Annotated in this window: 17 protein-coding genes; 6 read left to right on the top strand and 11 right to left on the bottom strand. The window is 67.3% G+C overall.

Annotated elements, in window-relative coordinates; translation table 11 throughout:
* Position 1: 1 nt before the first annotated feature.
* Complete coding sequence (locus tag AC5P8U_RS10170; protein ID WP_072166845.1) at positions 2–1,156, top strand: HlyD family secretion protein; 1,155 nt, start codon at positions 2–4, stop codon at positions 1,154–1,156.
* A gap of 94 nt (positions 1,157–1,250) precedes the next feature.
* On the opposite strand, the gene AC5P8U_RS10165 is transcribed toward AC5P8U_RS10170, so the two are convergent.
* The 7 genes from AC5P8U_RS10165 to creB all read right to left on the bottom strand — a co-directional run bounded on the left by AC5P8U_RS10165 (position 1,251) and on the right by creB (position 9,094).
* On the bottom strand, positions 1,251–1,742 hold the full coding sequence (locus tag AC5P8U_RS10165) for a Fur family transcriptional regulator (protein ID WP_005415799.1): 492 nt from the start codon (positions 1,740–1,742) through the stop codon (positions 1,251–1,253).
* A 34-nt stretch (positions 1,743–1,776) separates the two neighbouring features.
* Entirely contained in the window at positions 1,777–3,180 is a 1,404-nt protein-coding gene (gltX, locus tag AC5P8U_RS10160) for a glutamate--tRNA ligase (RefSeq protein ID WP_072166846.1), read from the bottom strand.
* A gap of 155 nt (positions 3,181–3,335) precedes the next feature.
* Positions 3,336–4,928 carry a M20/M25/M40 family metallo-hydrolase gene (locus AC5P8U_RS10155; RefSeq protein ID WP_447897064.1) on the bottom strand — a complete coding sequence of 531 codons (1,593 nt, stop codon included), beginning with the start codon at positions 4,926–4,928 and terminating at the stop codon, positions 3,336–3,338.
* A 154-nt stretch (positions 4,929–5,082) separates the two neighbouring features.
* Positions 5,083–5,493 carry a hypothetical protein gene (locus AC5P8U_RS10150; RefSeq protein ID WP_227836649.1) on the bottom strand — a complete coding sequence of 137 codons (411 nt, stop codon included), beginning with the start codon at positions 5,491–5,493 and terminating at the stop codon, positions 5,083–5,085.
* 10 nt (positions 5,494–5,503) lie between these two features.
* Positions 5,504–6,823, bottom strand: coding sequence for a cell envelope integrity protein CreD (gene creD, locus AC5P8U_RS10145; RefSeq protein ID WP_088496914.1), 1,320 nt, complete (start codon positions 6,821–6,823; stop codon positions 5,504–5,506).
* Between the two features lie 81 nt (positions 6,824–6,904).
* Positions 6,905–8,365, bottom strand: a complete 1,461-nt coding sequence (creC, locus tag AC5P8U_RS10140; protein WP_005415794.1) for a two-component system sensor histidine kinase CreC — start codon at positions 8,363–8,365, stop codon at positions 6,905–6,907.
* A gap of 3 nt (positions 8,366–8,368) precedes the next feature.
* Positions 8,369–9,094 (bottom strand): two-component system response regulator CreB, encoded by a 726-nt coding sequence (creB, locus tag AC5P8U_RS10135; protein WP_072166850.1) that lies wholly within the window; start codon positions 9,092–9,094, stop codon positions 8,369–8,371.
* A 35-nt stretch (positions 9,095–9,129) separates the two neighbouring features.
* Here creB and AC5P8U_RS10130 point away from each other — a divergent pair, with 35 nt between their 5' ends.
* The 4 genes from AC5P8U_RS10130 (at position 9,130) to AC5P8U_RS10115 (ending at position 14,905) form a co-directional block, all read left to right on the top strand.
* Positions 9,130–9,987, top strand: coding sequence for a 23S rRNA (adenine(2030)-N(6))-methyltransferase RlmJ (locus AC5P8U_RS10130; RefSeq protein WP_072166851.1), 858 nt, complete (start codon positions 9,130–9,132; stop codon positions 9,985–9,987).
* A 95-nt stretch (positions 9,988–10,082) separates the two neighbouring features.
* Positions 10,083–10,628 carry a GNAT family N-acetyltransferase gene (locus AC5P8U_RS10125; protein ID WP_004150340.1) on the top strand — a complete coding sequence of 182 codons (546 nt, stop codon included), beginning with the start codon at positions 10,083–10,085 and terminating at the stop codon, positions 10,626–10,628.
* A gap of 149 nt (positions 10,629–10,777) precedes the next feature.
* Positions 10,778–14,242 carry a transcription-repair coupling factor gene (mfd, locus tag AC5P8U_RS10120; RefSeq protein WP_353762313.1) on the top strand — a complete coding sequence of 1,155 codons (3,465 nt, stop codon included), beginning with the start codon at positions 10,778–10,780 and terminating at the stop codon, positions 14,240–14,242.
* 45 nt (positions 14,243–14,287) lie between these two features.
* Complete coding sequence (locus tag AC5P8U_RS10115; protein WP_088496912.1) at positions 14,288–14,905, top strand: HD-GYP domain-containing protein; 618 nt, start codon at positions 14,288–14,290, stop codon at positions 14,903–14,905.
* 68 nt (positions 14,906–14,973) lie between these two features.
* Here the strand turns inward: AC5P8U_RS10115 and AC5P8U_RS10110 are convergent, their stop codons facing one another.
* Both AC5P8U_RS10110 and gpmA read right to left on the bottom strand, forming a co-directional pair.
* The gene (locus AC5P8U_RS10110; RefSeq protein WP_088496911.1) at positions 14,974–17,067 is read right to left on the bottom strand and encodes a M13 family metallopeptidase; all 2,094 of its coding nucleotides are present in this window, start codon (positions 17,065–17,067) and stop codon (positions 14,974–14,976) included.
* Between the two features lie 209 nt (positions 17,068–17,276).
* Positions 17,277–18,026 carry a 2,3-diphosphoglycerate-dependent phosphoglycerate mutase gene (gene gpmA / locus AC5P8U_RS10105; RefSeq protein WP_014036448.1) on the bottom strand — a complete coding sequence of 250 codons (750 nt, stop codon included), beginning with the start codon at positions 18,024–18,026 and terminating at the stop codon, positions 17,277–17,279.
* 94 nt (positions 18,027–18,120) lie between these two features.
* On the opposite strand from gpmA, the gene nfi reads away from it, so the two are divergent.
* The gene (gene nfi, locus AC5P8U_RS10100) at positions 18,121–18,795 is read left to right on the top strand and encodes a deoxyribonuclease V (RefSeq protein ID WP_188241156.1); all 675 of its coding nucleotides are present in this window, start codon (positions 18,121–18,123) and stop codon (positions 18,793–18,795) included.
* A gap of 39 nt (positions 18,796–18,834) precedes the next feature.
* Here nfi and AC5P8U_RS10095 read toward each other — a convergent pair whose 3' ends face one another.
* The gene (locus AC5P8U_RS10095; protein ID WP_188241157.1) at positions 18,835–19,815 is read right to left on the bottom strand and encodes a cation diffusion facilitator family transporter; all 981 of its coding nucleotides are present in this window, start codon (positions 19,813–19,815) and stop codon (positions 18,835–18,837) included.
* Positions 19,816–19,955: 140 nt separating this feature from the next.
* A complete protein-coding gene (locus AC5P8U_RS10090; RefSeq protein WP_447897063.1) occupies positions 19,956–22,205 on the bottom strand; it encodes a TonB-dependent siderophore receptor in 2,250 nt (749 codons plus the stop codon).
* Between the last annotated feature and the right edge of the window lie 40 nt (positions 22,206–22,245).

Genomic DNA, 22,245 nt, shown 5'->3' with positions numbered 1-22,245 from the left:
CATGCCCCCCGTTCCGCCCCGATCCGACGACGCCGACAATGTGACTCCACCGCCGCCGACCGACGCGGCACCTGCGCCCACGCCCGTTGAACCGGCAGTCGCGCCGAAGTATCTCAAGCCCAGCGCGCGCAGCGTGGTGGTGATGGTGGTGGTGGCCCTGCTGGGCATTGCGCTGATCCTGCGCGCCTGGCATCTGTGGCCGTTCACCAGCAGCGTGATGGTGACCGACAACGCCTATGTGCGCGGCCAGATCACCGTGATGGCGCCACAGGTCAACGGCTATGTGACCGAAGTGCTGGTGAAGGATTTCCAGCATGTGAGGCAGGGCGAGCCGCTGCTGCGCATCGATGACCGCATCTATGCCCAACGCGTCGCCCAGGCGCAGGCGACGCTCGACAGTGCGCGCGCGGCGCTGGCCAACTCCGACCAGTCGCAGGCGCAGAACCGTGCGCAGATCGCCTCCGCGCGCGCCACGCTCTCGGCCGGGCAGGCCGAACTGCAGCGCTCGCGCAACGAGCTGAAGCGCTACGAGGAACTGGCCGCGCAGCAGCTGGTGTCGATCAATGACCGCGACAAGTTCCGCACCAGCCAAGCCTCGGCGCAGGCCAGCGTGCAGCAGTCGCAGGCGCAGATCCGCATCGCCGAGGAAACACTGGTGTCGACCCAGGTCGCGCGCAAGAGCCTGGAGGCCCAGGTGGAAAGCGCACAGGCGCAGCTGGAACTGGCCCGCATCGACCTGGCCAACACGGTGATCCACGCACCGCGCGACGGCCAGATCAGTGAAGCCAGCGTGCGCGTGGGCCAGTATGTCGCCGCCGGTTCGCAGCTGCTGTTCCTGGTACCTGACACACTGTGGGTGGTGGCCAACTACAAGGAAGGCCAGACCTGGGGAATGGCGATCGGCCAGCCGGCCACGTTCTCGGTCGACGCGTTCCAGGGCCAGGTGCTGAGGGGCCGCGTGCAGGAGATCGCGCCCGCCACCGGATCGGAGTTCAGCGTGTTGCGCCCGGACAATGCCAGCGGCAACTTCACCAAGGTGGTGCAGCGGCTGCCGGTGCGGATATCGATCGATGAAGGCCAGAAGCTGGCCGCGCAGCTGCGGCCCGGCATGTCGGTGATCGTGCGGGTGGATACCGCAAGCAAACCGAAGGACTAGCCCTTGTCATGAAACGGGGTCAGATCCCTTTGCCAATGGCAAAGGGATCTGACCCCACTCAGGATGCCGGCCAGCGGCCGGCACTACCATTGCGTTACCCCGCGCAGCGCGCGCAGAGACCGTGGACTTCCAGCGTCTGCGCCTGCGGCTGGAAACCCAGCTCCTTGGCGCGCTTCTCCAGCTGGCTGACGATCTCGCGGTCTTCCAGTTCCACTGCGCTGTGGCAGCTGTTGCAGATCAGGAATGGCACCGAATGCGCAGCGCTGCTGGGATGATGGCAGGCCACGAAGGCATTCACCGACTCCAGCTTGTGCACGAAGCCATTGGCCATCAGGAAGTCCAGCGCGCGGTACACGGTGGGCGGGGCATCAGCGCCCACGCCCTTGCCGTTACGCACCCATTCCAGCAGCTCGTAGGCCTTGACCGGCTTGCCGGCCTCGGCGATCAGCTTCAGCACATTGGCGCGGATCGGGGTCAGGCGCAGCCCGCGTTCGCGCGAGACACGCTCGACCACCGCCACGAAATCCGATGCGTCGTGGACATGGTGGTGCGGGGCGGTACAGGCAGTGGCGGTCTTGGCGGGCATGCGTGTTCTCCGGTTCGGGCCTGGCAAGGATGCCTCAGGCCGTTGCTACCTTGGTGATGGCCACATCAATGCGTTTCAAGGCCTGCTCGCGGCCGGCCAGGTAAACGGTATGGGAAATGTCAGGGCTGACCTGGGTGCCGGTGATGGCCACGCGCAGCGGCTGGGCGACCTTGCCCATGCCGATTCCCAGCGCTGCGGCCGCGTCGTGCAGGGCGACGCCCACCGACTCGGCGGTCCATTCCGGCAGCGCGGCCAGCAGCTCGCGGGCCTTGCCCAGCGCCACCTCGGCACCGGCCTTGAAGTGCTTGGCCACCGCCGCTTCATCGTATTCGGTCAGCGGCTGGTACCAGACCACGGCCTTCTCGGCCATTTCCTTCAGGGTCTGCACGCGTTCACGCAGGGCGATCACCACATCCTCCGGAGCCGGGCCGGCGGCCACGTCCAGCCCCAGCTTCTGCAGCTGGTAGACCAGGTGCGGCACGATCGCGGCCACCTCCTCGGTCTTCAGGAAGTGCTGGTTGACCCAGCCCAGCTTGGCCATGTCCAGGCGCGAGGCCTTGGAATTGCAGTCCTTCACGTCAAACAGGTCGATCAGTTCCTGGCGGCTGAACAGCTCCTGGTCACCATGCGACCAGCCCAGGCGGGCCAGGTAGCTCAGCAGCGCATCGGGCAGGTAGCCGGCGTCCTTGTACTGCATCACGTCAGCCGCACCGGTGCGCTTGGACAGCTTGGCGCCCTGCTCGTCCAGGATCATCGGCATGTGGCCGAACTTGGGCACCGGCGCGCCGATGCCTTCATACAGGTTGATCTGGCGCGGGGTGTTGTTGATGTGGTCGTCGCCGCGGATGACCTCGGTGATGCCCATGTCCCAGTCGTCCACCACCACCGCGAAGTTGTAGGTGGGGTAGCCGTCCGGGCGGAAGATGACCATGTCATCCAGCTCGCTGTTGGCGATCTCGATGCGGCCCTTGATCAGGTCATCGAACACCACCGTGCCTTCCAGCGGGTTCTTGAAGCGGATGACGCGGTTCGGGTCGTCCCGGTAGGGCAGGCCCAGATCGCGCGCAGCGCCGTTGTAGCGCGGCTTTTCCTGCCTGGCCATGGCGGCCTCGCGCATGGCATCCAGCTCCTCGCGGGTCTCGTAGGCGTAGTACGCCTTGCCCTCGGCGATCAGTTGCTCGGCCACTTCCCGGTAACGGGCGACGCGGTCGGTCTGGTAGATCGGGCCTTCGTCGTAGTCCAGGCCCAGCCACTCCATCGCCTCCAGGATGGCGTCGATTGCGCCCTGGGTGCTGCGTTCGCGGTCGGTGTCCTCGATGCGCAGCACGAACTCGCCGCCGCGGTGACGGGCCTCCAGCCAGCAGTACAGCGCGGTGCGGGCACCACCGATGTGCAGGTAGCCAGTGGGACTGGGGGCGAAGCGGGTGCGGCAGGTCATGGACGGCTCGAGGAACGGGAATCCCCCGATTTTACCAGCCCACCGCCCCCGACGGAAAAAGGGGACGGAGGGGATTAAGTCGCGATTGCCCAGCCCTGGGGTGCTGTAACCGGGAAGCGGAGGGGGAGATACGACTTAATCCCCTCCGTCCCCTTTTACGGTTCTGCCTTTCGCGGGAAGGACGGCTCGCGCATTGCGGCGTTGTAGGCGAACGAAGCGACGATGGCCGCGGCCTGCTTCAGGTCTTCCGGTTCGGCGTGGTCCCAGGTGTCCAGGTGGCTGTGGTGGACGTTGGTGAAGTAGTCCAGCCGGTCCTGGATGAACTGGAAGCCCGGCAGGCCGATGCGATCGAAGCTGATGTGGTCGGTGCTGCCGGTGTTGCGGGTGGCCACGGTGGTGGCGCCCACGTCATGGAACGGCGCCAGCCAGGCTTCGAAGATCGGCATCGCCGCCAGGTTTTCCTGCGCGTAGATGCCACGGAAGCGGCCCGAGCCGTTGTCCATGTTGAAGTAGACCTGGAACTTGCTGTAATCGCGGGTCTTCTGCACTGCACCGGTCGGCTCGCGCAGCGACGCCGGCAGCGCTTTCTGGGCCGCGTCAGTGGGTTCGGGGAAGCGACCGAAGTGCTTGGCCACATAGGCCTGCGAGCCGATCAGGCCCTGCTCCTCGCCGCTCCACAGCGCCACGCGGATGGTGCGCCTGGGCTTGGCGCCGGTGGCCTTGAGGATGCGCATCGCCTCCATCATCACCGCCACGCCGGCGGCGTTGTCGGCCGCACCGGTGCCGCTGTGCCACGAATCCAGGTGCGCACCGATCATCACCACTTCATCGGGCTTGCTGCTGCCGCGGATCTCGGCCAGCGTGTTGTAGCCGGGCTGGTCGGCCTCGTCGGTGAAGCGCGCCGCCACATCCACGCGCAGGCGCACCGTCTGCTTGGCCTGAAGCGCGCGCACCAGCGGATTGAAGTGTTCGCTGATCATCGCCAGTTCGGGGATGCCCACCGGCTCACCGGCCTTGCGCGAACCGCCGCCGGCAACGCGGATGATGCCGTTGTCCCAGCTGCTGATGCTGATCGAGGCCAGCGCGCCCTCTTCGACGAAGAACGCATTGACCTTGGCCGCCAGCTGCTGGCGTTCCTGGTACTCCTTGACCCGCTTGGCGCGCTCGGCGGTAGCGTCCTTGTCCTTGGGCAGGGTGAACTCCTGCAGGCCCTCCAGCGAGGTCGCGTCGTGGCGGTGCGAATCGGGCTCGGTGCCCCGCTTGTATTCGCGTGCCTCGCCCAGCAGGAGGATCTTGCCGCGCAGCTTGCCGCGGTACTTCTCGATGTCTTCGGGCTTCTTGATCTCGACCTGCACCAGCTCGCCTTCGACCGGGCCCTTCGTACCGGGCGTCCAGGCCTTGGGCAGTGCATGCAGCGGCTGCACGCGGTCGCCCAGCATCTCCACGCTCGCCGAAGTGAACTCCCAGCCGCGCCCGAAGTCATCGAAGGCTTCGTCGTGGACGTTGTCCAGCTTCCATTCGTTGAACTTGCCGCGGGTCCACGCATTGGCGCGGCCCATCGCCGGCGAATTGCTCAGGCGCGGGCCGATGCGCTCGGTGAGATAGCTGAAGGTGTCCATCACCTGCGAACGGTGGAACGCCTCCTGGCGGATGCGGCTGACCATGTCCAGGTCCACCGTCTCGCGCTGCTGCGCCCCTGCATTGCCACCCATCACCAGCGCTGCGGCCAGCACGCCCCACTTCAACACATCGCACTCCTGCCCTTCGGCTCGATCATCAACCCATCGAGTCTAGCCAGCCGGGGCGCGGCGATACCGTCCCATCGGTCATGGACGGCGCGGAAGCATGCGAACCAAGGTTCGCACCCACAGGAGAGTGTTGGTTCGTACCCGCAAAGCCGAATCACCCGCTCCATCCCAGCCACAACTGCGCCCGCTCCGGCAGCAACAGCAACCAGTGCCGCCGGTCGATGCTGCTGCAGCCATACACCGCCGCGTGTGCCGGCCAGTCATCCGGAAGGCCGCCGATGCCGATCTCGGCCAATGCCTCTGCGCCGGCCTTCCATGGCCGGTAGCGCGGCACCCGGCCGGCCACCACGCCGCGTCCCTGCCGCGCACCCTGCAGCCAACGCAATCCCTGCCCCTGCAATCCTTCGCAGGTCACCGCCGCCAGCTGGAAGCGGACCAAGCCGGGGGCGATCCGCGCCCCCGGCAAGGCCGCCAGCACGCCATGTGCCTGCAGCAGTGCATCCACTTCCAGCAGGGCCGGAATGCCCTGCCGTGCCCGTTGCCGCAATCCCTGGCGCCAGCCCATGGCGTGCTCCTTACTTCAGGTCCGCGCCGAGCGCGTACCAGTCGACCCGGCGGGTCACCCACATCGCCAGCGCCAGGATCACGAACAGCAGCAGCGACCCCATCAGCAGTGCGTTGTTCTCCGACACCAGCAGGCCATACAACGCGCCGTACAGCACGGTCAGCAGGGCCGCAAAGCCGAGGCCGCGCTTCCAATGGCCCAGCACGTTGGCCAGGTACACCGCCTGCAGGCCGATACAGGCCACCGCCGAAACCAGGTAGGCCTTCCAGAACGCGATGTGTTCGGACAGGCTGATCAGCAGCAGGAAGAAGATCGCCAGCGCCAGGCCGACCATCAGGTACTGCAGCGGGTGGATGCGTAGCGACTTGATCAGCTCGAACAGGATGAAGCCGACGAAGGTCAGCAGCACGAACAGCACCCCGTACTTGGACGCACGGTCGGCCTGGGTGTAGGTATCGACCGGATCGACCAGCGACACCGTAACCGCCTGCGAGTCGACCGAACCTTCATTGCGCAGCTGCCGCTGTGCGTCGGAGGCCAGCGAGGACACCGCCCAGCGCGCGTCGAATCCCTGTGCATCAACGCGCCGCTCGTTGGGCAGGAACGCACCGCTGAACGACGGATGCGGCCAGCTCGAACGCAGCGCGATGTGGGTGTCATCGCCTACCGGCACCACCGACAGCATGCGGCTGCCATCCAGGCGCAGCTCCAGTTCAACGGTGCTGGCCGCCAGCGTGCCGCCCTGATCCGCAGCGAAACCGGCCACTGGCGCATGCAGGCCACGGCCGACTTCGCTGGCCACGCCGACGCCCGGCAGCAGGCGCAGCTGCTTGCCATCCACGCGCAGGTTCGGTGTACCGACCAGGCCGCGCACATCGGAAATTCCCACCGCCACATACGGCTGGCCATACGTGCGCCCTGCCTTCACCGGATAGTCGTCAGCGGCGAAGCTCGCCTTCATCTGGCCGTTCCAGCTGTACACGGGCACCTTGAACAGGCCGACTTCGCGCTGGCTCGGCAGCATCTCGCCGCTTACCGCCAGCGACGCCGGCATCTGCAGCCAGTGCCCCTCGGTGACCTGCACCTCGGTCTTCTTGACGCCCAGCGGGTCAACCAGTTCAACCTGCTTGCGTTCCACCCACGGCACCACCCGCACCGGGCCCACCAGCTGCTGCGTGCCGGCACGGCTGTCGGCCACCCGCGCAAAGGCCTCGTCGCGGTACTGGCTGCGCTCGGTGATCACCCCGCGGATCATCATCAGCGGCACAAGCAACAACAGGATCAGCCCGCCGACAATGGCGAACCGCAGCAGCATCTTCAGGGATTTCATGGTCCATCCTCGTTGGAGAGGGCTGCAGGATGGACCGCTGCGGTGAGCAGGGTTTGTGGCGAATTTGAAGCGAGTGTGAAGTCAGCGGCGCGGGCGCTGGCCCGCAGCACCCAACGGCAGCCACAGGCTGGCCACCGTGCCACCGCCATCGCGGGCGTCGAGGCTGGCGCGTCCGTCATGCAGGCGAGCCACTTCCTGCACGAACGGCAGGCCCAGGCCGGAACTGCGCCGGCCGCTGCCGGGGCGGGCCAGCGAATAGAAGCGTTCGAACACCCGTTCGCGCGCGTAGTCGGGAATGCCGGCACCGCGATCCGCTACCTGCAGGCGCACGCCCGGCCCGTCCACCTCGGCCTGCAGCGCGATGTCCGCGCCGGGCGGTGAGAAGGCAATGGCGTTGTCGATCAGGTTGTGCAACGCCTGCCGCAGCAGATAGGCATCACCCTGCACGCGCATGTCGGGCACGCTGCCGATGCGCACCTGCACGCCGGCCGCCTGCGCGCGCACCTGCGCGGCCGCCGCTGCGTCGGCCAGCAAGGTTGGCAGCGCGATCGGATCGCGGGTCTGCAGCCAGCCGTGCTGTTCCACTTCGGCCAGCGCCAGCAGCTTGTCGATCGTCTCGGTCAGCCGCTCCTGCTGATCGACGATGCTGCGTGCGAAATGCACGCGGTCGGCCTCCGGCAGCGGCTCCTGCAGCAGCTCGGCGGCACCGCGGATCGCCGCCAACGGACTCTTCATTTCATGCGTCAGCGACTGGACGTACTGCTCGACGTAGGCCTTGCCCTCCAGCTTGCGGCGCATCGTTTCCAGGGCCTGGCCCAGGTCGCCGATCTCGTCGCGGCGCCGCCGCGGCGGTGGCACCGGTTCGCCGGCGCTGACCGCCCGTGCATAGCGGCTGAGCTGGCCAAGGCCCGTGGTGAGCCACATCGTCACCAGCACGCCGACCAGCGCCGACAATCCGATCAGCCAGGCGCCGCGCTCGATGATGGCGCGCTGGCTGGCCGCAATGAACGGATCGATGCTGCGGTTGGGCTGGGCCAGGCTGAGCACGCCGATCAGGGTGCGGCCATCGGCCGGGTCGTATACCGGCGCCGCCACATGCATCACCGTATCGCCTTCTTCGCCTGGCACTTCCGGGCTGGAGCGGGCACCGTACTCGCCACGCAGGGTGCGGTAGACATCGTTCCAGCGCGAATTGTCACGCCCCAGGTCGCGGCCCAGCGAGTCGTAAATGACGATGCCCTTGGCATCGGTGATGGTCACCCGGTAGTCCAGTGAGCGCTTGGGAAAGCGCCAGACCATCGCCTTCAGGTCACGCTGCCGCGCCTTGGCCAGGTTGCGGGTGAAGCTGCCGCTGCGGATGGTGCCGTCCTTGACATCGGCCGCCGCCATCTCGGCCAGCACGTTGGCGGCATCGACCAGGGTCGATTCCATCGCCTGGCGCACACCCGGCTTCACTTCGTTGACGAACACGCGCATCACGAAGAACGCGGCGATGCCGGTGATCAGGAAGAAGCCGAGGAACAGCTTCAGGACCAGGCGCATCGGCTAGACCTCCAGCGCGTAGCCGAGGCCACGGTGGGTGCGGATCGGGTCGTCGCTGGCACCGGCTGCGCGCAGCTTGGCGCGCAACGTCTTTACATGGGTGTCGACGGTGCGGTCGGCACTGTCGGCGCTGCTGTCCCAGCCGCGATCCATCAACTGGGCGCGACTGAGAATGGCGCCCGGCCGCTGCAGCAGCGCTTCCAGCAACGCGTACTCGTAGCGGGTCAGGTCCAGCGCGTGGCCGCGGAAGCGGATGCGCCGGCCTTCGCGGTCGATGGCGAAGGCACCATGTTCCTGCCAGCCCGCATCGGCGCCGGGGGCTGCCGCGACCGGTGCGGCGCGACGCAGGCGCGCACGCACCCGCGCCACCAGCTCACGCGGCGAGAACGGCTTGGTCATGTAATCGTCGGCGCCCAGTTCCAGGCCCAGCACGCGGTCCACTTCATCGTTGCGGGCGGTCAGGAAGATCACCGGCAGCTGGGCCGCCGGCCCGGGCTGCGCGCGCAGCCGCCGGCACACCTCGAAACCGCCCAGGTCGGGCAGGCCCACGTCCAGCACCACCACGTCGATATCCCCGGCCTGCAGGCGCTTCAGGGCCTCGCCACCGAGCAGGCAGTGGCTGGCGGCATAGCCCTCGCTGCGAAGCGCATAAAGCACGGTTTCGGCGATGGCGGCTTCGTCCTCGACGACCAGGACATGGGCAACAGGAGCTGTCATGGCGCGCAGCATAGCCGCTGCGGCCGCCGCCCCGTACACTGCCGCCCATGAACTATCGCCACGCCTTCCATGCCGGCAACCACGCCGATGTGCTCAAGCACATCGTGCAGCTGGCCCTGATCGACAGCTTCAAGCGCAAGGACAGCCCGTTCTTCGTGCTCGACACCCACGGCGGTGCCGGCCGCTACCTGCTGGCCAGCGAAGAGAGCCGCAAGACCCTGGAGGCCGAGTCCGGGATCATGCGGCTGATGGCCCAGCCCAAGCTGCCGGAGGTGGTCGAGCGCTACCTGAAGGCGGTGCAGGCCGACAATCCGGTGGGCGCGTTGACCAACTACCCGGGCTCGCCGCTGCTGAGCGCACAGGCCATGCGTGCGCAGGACCGCATGGCGGTCTGTGAGCTGCAGGAAGCCGAAACGGCCACGCTGAAGGCCCTGTTCGCCCATGACAGCCGCGTCGATGTGCGCCCCGGCGATGGCTATGCCCTGCTGCGTTCGCTGCTGCCGCCGAAGTTCAACGGCAGCAAAATCGGCCGTGGCCTGGTCCTGATCGACCCGCCGTACGAGGCCCAGGACGCCGAATACCAGAACATCCTGGCCGCCCTGGCCGAGACCCTGGCACGCTGGCCGCAGGCCACCTGTGCGGTCTGGTTCCCGATCAAGCAGCGCCGCACCATCCTGCACTTCCTGCGCAAGGCCACCGCCCTGCCGGTGAAATCGGCGATGACGATCGAGTTCCTGGTGCGCCCGGACGACTCGCCGCTGCGCCTCAACGGCAGCGGCATGCTGCTGCTCAACCCGCCGTGGCAGTTCGACCGCGTGGTCGGTCCGGCCCTGCCGGCGCTGCGCCAGCACCTGGGCGAACCCGGGGCCAGCACCCGCCTGGACTGGCTCAAAGCCCCCGAATAACGGCCTTCACGAGGCTGTACCGCCGTGAGCCTTTCGTTCACGGAACGCAGCCCCGGTGATGCCACAATCGATGGACCACCAAGGAATCACCCGGTATGGCCACTCGCAACCGCATGCCGCCCTGGCATGAGATCTTCAAGGCTCCCAGCGGCCACGAGCTGCTGATCCGCCCCATCCGCCCGGAAGATGGCGCACCGCTGCAAGCGGCATTCAGCCTGTTCGGGCCGGAAGAAATCCGTGATCGTTTCCTGCAGGCGGTGACCGAGCTGTCGCCGGAAACCACCCAGCGCCTGACCCACCCCAACCCCAAGACCGAGATCACCCTGGTCGCAGCCGAGTCCCTGCCCGCTGGCGAAGCGGTGGTCGGCGCGGTCGCCCGGGCCTCGATCATCCCCGGCACCCGTGAAGCCGAGTACGCGATCCTGATCAGCCGCTTCCTGATCGGGCAAGGCCTGGGACGGCAGCTGATGCGCAAGCTGGTGAAGTGGGGCCGTGGCAAGTACCTGGACCGCCTGTACGGCGACGTAGCCGCCGAGAACGAACCGATGAAGCAGCTGGCCGCGTCGCTGGGCTTCAAGCCGGTGCCGCACCCGACCGGCGCCGAAGGCCTGGTCCGGATGGTGCTGGAGCTGGACAACTGACGGATGCGCCGGGCCCTGCCCGGCCACGTCTCCCGGTAGTGCCAGCCGCTGGCCGGCATTCCGCTCCGCCAACGGCACATGAGGCTGCCGGCATCCGGCCGGCGCGACGCACAGGAGCCGGATCGGGCTTCTGCTAAAATCCGGGGTCCATGTCGCGTACCTCATACCCCGCCCCGCCGCTGCCGCGCGCCGGCCAGCTCCGCGCCTGGTGGCGCGCCCCCGCCTCGCCCACCGCACTGGCCTGGTACCTGGCCCAGGCAGCGCGCGTGCACGACGCTCCGCTGCTGGTGATCGCCCGTGACAACCACGGCGCCAACCAGCTCGAAGCCGACCTGCAGACCCTGCTCGGTGGCGACCCGGCCCTGCCGGTGGTCGCCTTCCCGGACTGGGAAACCCTGCCCTACGACCGCTTCAGCCCGCATCCGGACATCATCTCGCAGCGCCTGGCTGCCCTGCACCGCCTGCCCACGCTGAAGCGTGGCCTGGTGATCGTGCCGGTGCAGACCCTGCTGCAGCAGCTGGCCCCGCGCAGCTACGTCATTGGTGGCAGCTTCGACCTGAAGGTCGGCCAGCGCCTGGATCTGGAAGCCGAGAAGCGCCGCCTGGAAAGCGCCGGCTACCGCAACGTGCCGCAGGTGATGGACCCGGGTGACTTCGCCGTGCGCGGCGGCCTGCTCGACGTGTTCCCGATGGGCGCCGACGAGCCGCTGCGGGTGGAACTGCTGGACGAGGACATCGATTCGATCCGTGCCTTCGATCCGGAAAGCCAGCGTTCGCTGGACAGGGTCGAGGCCGTGCACATGCTGCCGGGCCGCGAAGTGCCCATGGACGAGGCCAGCATCGCCCGCGTGCTGGCCACGCTGCGCGAGCGCTTCGATGTCGATACCCGGCGCAGCGCGCTGTACCAGGATCTGAAATCCGGGCTGGCGCCGGCCGGCGTCGAGTACTACCTGCCGCTGTTCTTCGAGCGCACCGCAACCCTGTTCGACTACCTGCCCAGCGGCAGCCTGCCGGTGGTCTGTGCCGGTGCCGGCGAAGCCGCCGAGGCGTTCTGGGCGCAGACCAGCGAGCGTTATGAGCAGCGCCGCCACGATGTGGAACGGCCGCTGCTGCCACCGTCGGCGCTGTACCTGTCGCCGGAGCTGCTGCGCGAGCGCCTGAACGATGCCCCGCGCATCGAGGTATGGGCCGCCGACCACGCACGCATCGCCGACGCGCACGCGCTGGGCGACCAGCCGCTGCCCCCGCTGCCGGTGGCCGCACGCGAAGCCCCCGCCGGCGATGCGCTGAAATCCTTCCTCGGCCACTACCCGGGCCGGGTACTGATCGCCGCCGATTCGCCCGGCCGCCGCGAGGCACTGCTGGAAGTGCTGCAGGCCGCCGAGCTGAAGCCGCCGGTGGTGGCCGACCTGCCCGGTTTCCTCGCTAGCGATGCGCGCTTCGCGATCGCAGTGGCGCCGCTGGAAGATGGCTTCGCGCTGGACGATCCGCGCATCGCGGTGCTGACCGAGCGCCAGCTGTTCCCCGAGCGCGCCGGCAGCACCCGCCGCACGCGCCGTGCCGGTCGCGAGCCGGAGGCGATCATCCGCGACCTCGGCGAGCTGACCGAGGGTGCGCCGATCGTGCACGAGGACCATGGCGTCGGCCGCTACCGTGGCCTGATCGCGATGGACGTCGGCGGCATGCCGGGCGAGTTCCTCGAGATCGAATATGCCAAGGGCGACCGCCTGTATGTACCGGTCGCCCAGCTGCACCTGATCAGCCGTTACTCCGGTGCTTCGGCGGAAACCGCACCGCTGCATTCGCTCGGTGGCGAGCAGTGGAGCAAGGCCAAGCGCAAGGCCGCGGAGAAGGTGCGCGATGTGGCCGCCGAACTGCTGGAGATCCAGGCCCGCCGCCAGGCGCGTGCCGGCCTGGCACTGCAGGTGGACCGCGCGATGTACGAGCCGTTCGCCGCCGGTTTCCCGTTCGAGGAAACCCCCGACCAGCTGGCCGCGATCGATGCCACCCTGCGCGACCTGGCCAGCAGCCAGCCGATGGACCGCGTGGTCTGCGGCGACGTCGGCTTCGGCAAGACCGAGGTGGCGGTGCGCGCTGCATTTGCTGCGGCCAGTGCCGGCAAGCAGGTGGCGGTGCTGGTGCCGACCACGCTGCTGGCCGAGCAGCATTACCGCAACTTCCGCGACCGTTTCGCCGATTACCCGCTGAAGGTCGAAGTGCTGTCGCGCTTCAAGACCAGCAAGGAAATCAAGGCCGAACTGGAGAAGGTGGCCGCTGGCACCATCGACGTCATCGTCGGCACCCATCGCCTGCTGCAGCCGGACGTGAAGTTCAAGGACCTGGGCATGGTCATCGTCGACGAGGAGCAGCGATTCGGCGTGCGCCAGAAGGAGGCGCTGAAGGCGCTGCGCGCCAATGTGCACCTGCTGACCCTGACCGCCACGCCGATCCCGCGCACCTTGAACATGGCCATGGCCGGCCTGCGTGACCTGTCGATCATCGCCACGCCACCGCCGAACCGGCTGGCGGTGCAGACGTTCATCACCCAGTGGGACAACGCGCTGCTGCGCGAAGCCTTCCAGCGCGAACTGGCGCGCGGTGGCCAGCTGTACTTCCTGCACAACGACGTGGAGAGCATCGGCCGCATGCAGCGCGAGCTGTCCGAGCTGGTGCCGGAGGCACGCATCGGCATCGCCCACGGGCAGATGCCCGAGCGCGAACTGGAAAAGGTGATGCTGGATTTCCAGAAGCAGCGTTTCAACGTGCTGCTGTCGACCACGATCATCGAATCGGGCATCGACATCCCCAACGCCAACACCATCATCATCAACCGTGCCGACCGCTTCGGCCTGGCCCAGCTGCACCAGCTGCGTGGCCGCGTGGGCCGTTCGCACCACCGTGCCTACGCCTACCTGATCACCCCCGACCGTCGCGCGATCACCCCCGACGCCGAGAAGCGCCTGGAAGCGATCGCCTCGATGGACGAGCTGGGCGCCGGCTTCACCCTGGCCACGCACGATCTGGAAATCCGCGGCGCCGGTGAACTGCTTGGCGAGGACCAGAGCGGGCAGATGGCCGAGGTCGGCTTCAGCCTGTATACGGAGCTGCTGGAACGCGCGGTACGCAGCATCAAGCAGGGCAAGCTGCCCGACCTGGATGCCGGTGAGGAAGTGCGCGGCGCCGAGGTCGAGCTGCATGTGCCGGCACTGATCCCGGAAGACTACCTGCCGGACGTGCACACCCGCCTGACCCTGTACAAGCGCATTTCAAGCGCGCGCGACAGCGATGCACTGCGCGAACTGCAGGTGGAGATGATCGACCGCTTCGGCCTGCTGCCGGATGCAGCCAAGCACCTGTTCGCCATCGCCGAGCTGAAGCTGAAAGCCAATACGCTGGGCATCCGCAAGCTCGACCTGGGCGAGAACGGCGGCCGCATCGTGTTCGAGTCCAAGCCGAACATCGATCCGATGGCGGTGATCCAGCTGATCCAGAAACAACCGAACCTCTATGCCATGGAAGGGCCCGACAAGCTGCGCATCAAGCACCCGCTGCCGTTGCCGGAAGACCGCTTCAATGCGGCCCGCGCCCTTCTGACCACACTTGCCCCGGGTTGATCGCCCCCCGAACACCCCGCACCGGTCCCCACCCGGTGCGGGCGGATGACCATGTTCCCTGACGCCGTACCCGCCCCCGACCTGATGCACGCGCAGGCCTGCCTGATCGATGCCCTCTCGATGTCGCTGCAGATGCGCGACGCCTACACCCGCCACCACTGCGACCGCGTTGGCCTGCTCGCGCAGCGCCTGGCCACGCACTGCGATCTTGATGACGAGGCCCGTGCGCAGATCGGCCTGGCCGCGCGCTTCCATGACATCGGCAAGATCGGCATACCCGATGACGTGCTGCTGGCACCCCGCCGGCATACCGACGAGGAGCGCGCGATCATGCGCGAGCATCCGGTACGCGGCGAACACATCTTCCTGGCCACCGGCCGCAGCGACGCCTTGCCGGTGGCGCGGCTGATCCGCGCCCATCACGAGGCCTTCGATGGCAGCGGCTACCCCGATGGGCTGCGCGGCGAATCCATCCCGCTGGGCGCGCGCATCGTCACCATCGCCGATGCCTACGATGCGATGACCAGCGTGCGCCCGTATCGCGACGCGATGGAGCATGAGGCCGCATTGCGGATCATCGACGAGCAGGCCGGCGGGCTGGTGGATCCGTACGTGCTGCAACGCTTCCATCGCATGCTGGAGCGGGAACCGGCGCTGGCCTGAGATCGGCCGGGCAAACGAAAGGCCCGGCGTTCGCCGGGCCTTTCGCTCCACGCGTCACGGGTGATCGATTACCAGATCACCACACGCTTGTCGTCGGCGCGCACCATCGCATCACCCGCCTTGCACTGGAACGCCGCAGCGAAGGACGGCATGTTCGACGGCGCACCGTTGGCACGGAAGTTGGCCGGCGCGTGCGGATCGGTGTTCAGGCGCACGCGCAGCTCACCATCGGTGAAGTTGCGGCGCCACACGGTGGCCCAGTTCATGAAGAAACGCTGATCCTGGCTATAGCCGTCAACTTCGACATTGGCCTTCGGGTCTTCCTTCAGCGCCATCTGCAGCGCGTCATAGGCCACGGTCAGGCCGCCCAGGTCGCCGATGTTCTCGCCCAGGGTCAGCTTGCCCTTCACGAACACGCCCGGCACCGACTCGTAGCCGTCGAACTGCGCGACCAGCTGGTCGGTACGCTCGGTGAAGGCCTTGCGGTCGGCGTCCGTCCACCAGTTGTCGAAGTTGCCGTTGGCGGCGAACTGGCTGCCCGAGTCGTCGTAGCCGTGCATCATCTCGTGGCCGATGACTGCGCCGATGCCGCCGTAGTTCAGCGCCGGATCGGCCTTGGCGTCGAAGAACGGCGCCTGCAGGATCGCCGCCGGGAACACGATCTCGTTCTTGGTGGCGTTGTAGTACGCATTGACGGTCTGCGGCGTCATGCCCCACTCGGTCTTGTCCACCGGCTTGCCGATCTTGTCCAGCATGTGGCGGTAGTTGAACGCGCGTGCTGCCTGCATGTTGCCCAGGTAGCTGTCGCCGTTGGTCTGCAGGCCCGACCAGTCACGCCACTTGTCCGGGTAACCGATCTTCGGGGTGAAGCTGGCCCACTTTTCCAGTGCCTTCTTCCTGGTTTCCTCGCCCATCCACGGCAGCTGCTCCAGCCGCGCCTTCAATGCCTGCGACAGGTTCTCCACCAGGTGCTGCATGGCCACCTTCGACTCGGCCGGGAACACGGCGTCGACGTACAGCTGGCCCAAGGCTTCACCCATGCCACCGTTGACCGACTCCAGCACGCGCTTCCAGCGCGGCTGCATTTCCTTCTGGCCACGCAGGGTGGTGCCGTAGAAATCGAAGTTGGCCTTCTCGAACTGGCTGCTCAGGTACGGCGCGGCATCGTCGATGGTGTGGAAGCGCAGGTAGGCCTGCCAGGTGCTGGCCGGCACGTCGGCGAGCATTTTGTCCATTTCACCGAAGAAGCCCGGCTGGGCCAGCGAGAACTTCTGCGCGGCCGGTACCTTCAGGGTGTCGAACAGCGCGGTCCAGCTGAAGTTCGGGGTCAGCCTGTCGGCGTCGGCGGCGCTGAGCGGGTTGTAGCGCTTGGCCGGGTCACGCATTTCGATGCGCGACATCGAGGCCTTGGCCAGGCGGGTTTCGAAGGCCATCACGGCCTTGGCCTGCTCGGCGGCCTGCGCCGCGTCCACACCGGACAGGGTCAGCACCTGTGCGATGTAGGCCACGTAGGCGTCGCGGATCTTGGCCTGCGCATCGTCGAAGTAATAGCCCTTCTCCGGCAGGCCCAGGCCGCCCTGGCCGACATAGGCGATGACGTTGGCCGAATCCTTGTAGTCGGCATTGGCGAACAGCGAGAACAACACGCCCTTGCCTTCGGCCTGGCTGTCGCGCAGGTACTGGGTGATGGCGGCGGTGTCGTTCAGCGCGGTGATCTTGTCCAGCTGCGGCTGCAGCGGCGCCAGGCCGGCGGCTTCGATCTTGGCCTCGTCGTTGCCGGTCTTCCAGATGTCACCGATCTTGGCTTCCACCGAGCCGGCCTTGGCCTGGCTGGCGGCGGCCTGCTGCACCAGCGCGTGCTGCACTTCCAGCGAGCGCTCGCGCAGGATCTCGAAGCTGCCCCAGGTGGTCTGGTCGCCCGGCACCGGGTTGGCCTTCAGCCACTTGCTGTTGACGAAGCCATTGAGGTCGGTACAGGCCGAAATGGCCGGATCGAGGTCGGCGCTGTTGAGCGAGATCAGCGGCGTCTTGATCTGCGACAGGTCGAAGGCCGGCTTGGCGTCGGCACTGGCCGCCGGCGCGGTTTCGTTCTTGCCACAGGCGGCCAGCGAGGCAGCGATGGCGATGGTCAGGCCCAGCGGGACCAGGTTGCGGACGTTCATGAGGCTCTCCTGCGGGTAATTTCACAGGGTAGCCGGGGGCGTGAGGTTGGGGACCGGCCAAAGGTCACAGAGCGTCCTTCTGTAGAGTCGAGCCATGCTCGACTGCTCTCCGTTCCGGGTTCATGCTTCCTGCGGCAAAGGCCCAAAGCAGCCGAGCGTGGGCTCGGCTCTACAAAAAGAAGGGCCGGCTTGCGCCGGCCTTCTGTTTCTTATTTCGCCTTGCCCTGGTTGGCTACGGCTTCGGCGGCCTTGCGCGCCGCTTCCGGGTCGCCCAGGTAGCGGAACGACTGCACGGTCAGGTCATCGTTCAGTTCGAACAGCAGCGGGATGCCGGTCGGGATGTTAAGCTCGAGGATTTCCTCGCGCGAGACGTTGTTGAGGTACTTGTACAACGCACGCAGCGAGTTGCCGTGGGCGGTGACCAGCACGGTCTTGCCGTCCTTCAGCTGCGGCGCGATGGCGTCGTGCCAGTACGGCAGCACGCGGTCCAGGGTGGTGGCCAGCGATTCGGTGCCCGGCAGCGCGTTGCGGTCCAGGCCGGCGTAACGGCGGTCATGGATCGGGTGGCCCGGATCTTCCAGGTCCATCGGCGGCGGCGGGATGTCGTACGAACGACGCCACACCTTGACCTGCTCTTCGCCGTGCTTGGCAGCGGTCTCGGCCTTGTCCAGGCCCTGCAGGCCGCCGTAGTGGCGCTCGTTGAGGCGCCAGGACTTGTTCACCGGCAGCCAGTCCTGCTCCAGCTCGGCCAGCGCACCCTGCAGGGTGTGGATGGCGCGCTTCAGCACGGAGGTATGGGCGACGTCGAACTGCAGGCCTTCCTCGCGCATCAGGCGACCGGCGGCAGCCGCTTCCCGGCGCCCCTGCTCGGTCAGGTCGACATCGACCCAGCCGGTGAAGCGGTTGTCCAGGTTCCACTGGCTCTGGCCATGGCGCAACAGTACGAGTTTACGGGTCACTGCAGGGTCTCCAACGCGAGGAAAGGCAGGCCGCCATTGTAGCCCCGGTGGCCGCTCACCGTGCCGTGGCGCCGCGCATGCGATGCTGCAGCCAATGAATACGGTGATCGACCCCGGGCGCTGGGAAGGCAGCGTCACCGCCGCTCGAGCGCAACAGCTGCAGCTGGCCGGCCGCGTGGAACGCCAGGACCGCCTGCCACGCAAGGTGCGCTGGCTGGCCGGGCTGGATGTCGGATTCGAGGACAACGGTGCCATTACCCGCGCCGCGGCGGTGCTGCTGGATGCAAGGACGCTGCAGCCCGTGGCGCAGGAGATCGCGCGGATTCCTACACTCATGCCCTATATCCCGGGCCTGCTCAGCTTCCGCGAGCTGCCGGCACTGCTGGCCGCACTGGCACTGCTGCCACGAACGCCGGACCTGGTGTTCGTCGATGGCCACGGCATCAGCCATCCGCGCCGGCTGGGCGTCGCCGCGCATCTGGGCGTGGTCACCGATCTGCCGAGCATCGGCGTGGCGAAATCGAAACTGGTGGGAAGGTTCGTCGAACCGGGCGCCGAAGCTGGTGCGCATACACCGCTGCTGGATGGCGACGAGCAACTGGGCTGGGTGCTGCGCAGCAAGGTGCGCTGCAAGCCGCTGTTCGTGGCCGGTGGCCATCGGGTCAGTGCCGATACCGCGCTGGGCTGGGTGCAGCGCACCCTGCGCGGCTACCGGTTGCCGGAGCCAACCCGGCTGGCGGATCGGCTGGCCTCGCGGCGGGACGAATAGCTGCGCCGGCCATCTCCCGGCGCGCGCGTCAATCGTCGATCAACGATGCACGTGGCCACGATGGCCCTGCGCGTCCTCCCCGTGGTCGTGGCCCTCATGGCCCTTGTGTCCGCCGCCGTTGGCCGGCGCCGGTTCGCCACAGGCTTCGCCGCAGTGGTCCGCCTCGATCTGCAGCGTCACGTGCTCGATACCGAAGTCATCATGCAGGCGACCGCCCAGCTCGCGGCGCAACGCATCGGCGTCGGTGCCGTCGCGCATCACAATGTGCGCGGTCAGCGCCGGCGTGCTGGAAGCCAGCGCCCACACGTGCAGGTCATGCACGTCCAGGACTGCGACGTGGCCGGACAGGCTGTCGCGCACCTTGGCCACGTCCATGCCCTTGGGCACGCCTTCCAGCAGCACGTTGATCGCCTCGCGCATCAGCACGTAGGTACGCGGTAGCACCCACAGGCCGATCAGCACGGCCAGGATCGGGTCGATCGGTTTCCATCCGGTCCACTTGATCAACAATGCGCCCGCAATCACAGCCACCGAGCCGAGCATGTCGGCCCACACTTCCAGGTAGGCGCCCTTCACGTTGAGGCTCTCGCCACTGCCCGCCCGCAGCAGGCGCATCGAGATCAGGTTGATGACCAGGCCCGCAGCCGCGATCACCAGCATGCCGGAGGAGGCGATCTCCTGCGGCTGGCGGAAGCGGCCGACCGCCTCCCACAGGATGTAGGCGGCGACCACGAACAGCATGGCACCGTTGATCATCGCGCCCAACGCTTCCAGCCGTGCATAGCCGTAGGTGCGGCGCGCATCCGGCGGGCGCCGGCTCAACCGTACCGCGACCAGCGCGATCATCAGCGCCAGCGCATCGGTGGCCATGTGCGCGGCGTCGGACAACAGCGCCAGGCTGTTGGTCCAGAACGCGCCCACCACTTCGACGACGAGGAAGGTGGTGGTCAGGCCGAGTGCCCACCACAAGGGATTCTCGTGGCGGATCTGGGATGGCAGGTGATCGTGGTCGTGGCCCATGGCAACAGCTCCTTTGCGATGCGGTGCAGGCTACGCGGTGCCGGCGGAGGAGACTATTACGATGTTTATAACATTGCAGGCCACACGAGCCCTCGTCGGGCATGGCCCGGCGAGGGCTGCAGATCGACGCCGGCCTGCGGTCAGAAGCCGAAGCGCAGGCTGGCCCAGTACGCGCGGCCCGGCTCGTTGTAGGTCGCCGCCCCGGCATCACTGCTGTTGGCCTCGCGGAACAGGCGCTTGTCGGCCAGGTTGTTCACGCCGAAGCCGAAGCTGACCGTCTCGGTCACCTTGTAGCGCGCGCTCACGCCCCAGATGTTGTACGCGCCACGATCCTGCAGCGCGATCGATGCATCGCAGCTGCCGGTGCAGCGCGGGTCGTTGTTGATGTTGGTCGTGGCCGGTTCCTGCTTGCCGTAGAAGGTGCCGGTCAGCAGCACGGACAGCCTGTCGGTGGCCTGCCAGTCCAGCATGGTGTTGATCGTGTACTTCGGGATCACCGACAACGGCTGGTGCGTGGTCTTGTTCTCGTTTTCCACCATGTAGGTGAAGTTGTTGCTCCACTTCAGGCGGTTGCCCTGCTCGCCCAGCAGCGGAATGACCAGGTTGCCTTCCAGCCCCTGCACGATCGCCTTCGGCGCGTTCTCCCAGCGGAAGATGCGGCCCTTGGTGTCGGCGGTCAGCCCGATCTGGGTGTAGCCGGCCTGGATCTTGTCCTTGTAATCGTTGTGGAAGTAGGTCAACGACGCCTGCCAGCCGCTCTGCGGTGCCCACTCGATGCCCAGTTCCTTGTTCAGGCTGGTTTCCGCCTTCAGGTCTGCGTTGCCGCGCATGTAGCAACCGGCGCCCAGGCTCGGCAGCGCATTCGGGCAGCCGTTGCCACGGGTGTAGTACAGATAGTCCGGATTCGACTGGTACAGGTTCGGCGCCTTGAACGCGCGGGCGATGCCGCCCTTCACCACCCAGTCGCTGCTGATGCGGAACTGCGCATTGAGGCTGGGGCTGGTGTTGTTGCCGAACTGGCTGTGGTGGTCAAAACGCAGGCCCGGGGTAACGATCCAGCGCTCACCCAGGTAGATGTTGTCTTCCACGAACACCGCCGTGGTCTGCGCATCGGCCTTGCCGCGCGCACGATCGGCCGACAGCCCCGGGATGCCACCGCCGCTGCTGCTGGACTGGCTCATCGAGTACGGGTCGGTCAGCCGGCTGTCCAGGTATTCAAAGCCCAACGTCCAGATGTTCTCGGCGCCGCCCAGCGTGGTCGGGAAGCTCACTTCGCCATCCAGCTGGTAGTTGCGCAGGCGCGAGGTCGACCAGTCGGTGCCGTTGAAGCTGCCTTCCGGGCCACCGGCCAGGCCTTCATTGATGCGCGAGTTGTTCACCGCTTCAACTGCAGCGGTCACCCGCGAGGTGACATCGCCCCAGCGGCCACGATGGGTGATCGCGCCGGTGTTGCGGTACATGCGGTTGGTTTCCGCCTTGCCGTCGGCCAGGGCGGCCAGATCGATGCCGGTCGAAGTGCCGGTGGTGCTGACCGCGCGGTCACCAGCATAGATGTTGCCCTGGCGGCTGGTGCCGGCCTCGAACTCGACCACCTGGTCGGCGGTCACGTCCCAGCGCAGCAGCGCGTTGATGTCGCGGTTCTTGACGCCCTCGCGGCCAGCCGGTGGCACTGCGTTCGGCTGGGTGGCGTACTGGCGGTTGAGATCGAGTGAATCGGCGTCGGTCTTGTTGAGGTTGCCGTACAGGCGGAACGACAGCGTGTCGGTCATCGGCCCACTCAGCTGCAGGCCGACGCGCTCGCTGCCACCTTCGGCGCTGTGTTCGGGCACCAGCCCGTACAGGTCGACCGCACCGGTCAGGTCGCCGGTCGGGCGCTTGGTGATGATGTTGACCACGCCACCGGAAGCACCGGAGCCATAGCGTGCCGCCGCCGGTCCGCGCAGCACTTCGATGCGCTCGATCATCTCCGCCGGCACCCAGTTGGTGTCGCCGCGCGTGTTGCGCTCGCCACTGCGGCCCATGCGCACGGCATCGCGCGCACCGATGCGCTTGCCGTCGACCAGGATCAGGGTGTTTTCCGGGCCCATGCCGCGCAGGTCGATCTGGCGGTTGTTGCCATACTGGCCCGAGGCGCTGTTGCCGGTGAGGTTGACGCCCGGCATGGTGCGCAGCAGTTCGGCGATGTCGTTGGCCGGTGGGCGCTTGGCGATGTCCTCGGCGGTGATGGTCGAGGTACCCAACGCCTGGCGGGCAATCTGCGAGGCGGTGACGTGCACCGTGTCGATATCGGTGGCGTCGGCTTCAGCCTGGGCGGTCAGGGCGCTGCCCGCCAGCAGGGCGGCAACGGCGAGCGCCAGCGGGCGCGGCGAGAGGACAACGGCAGGAGACATGATCTGGACCTTCTGGCAGGGCAACGGGGCCTCTGGCAAA

The sequence above is a fragment of the Stenotrophomonas sp. YJH_SMC_81 genome (assembly GCF_059370875.1).
The sequence above is the reverse complement of the archived record's forward strand: the minus strand, read 5'-3'. Positions and strand labels throughout refer to the sequence as shown.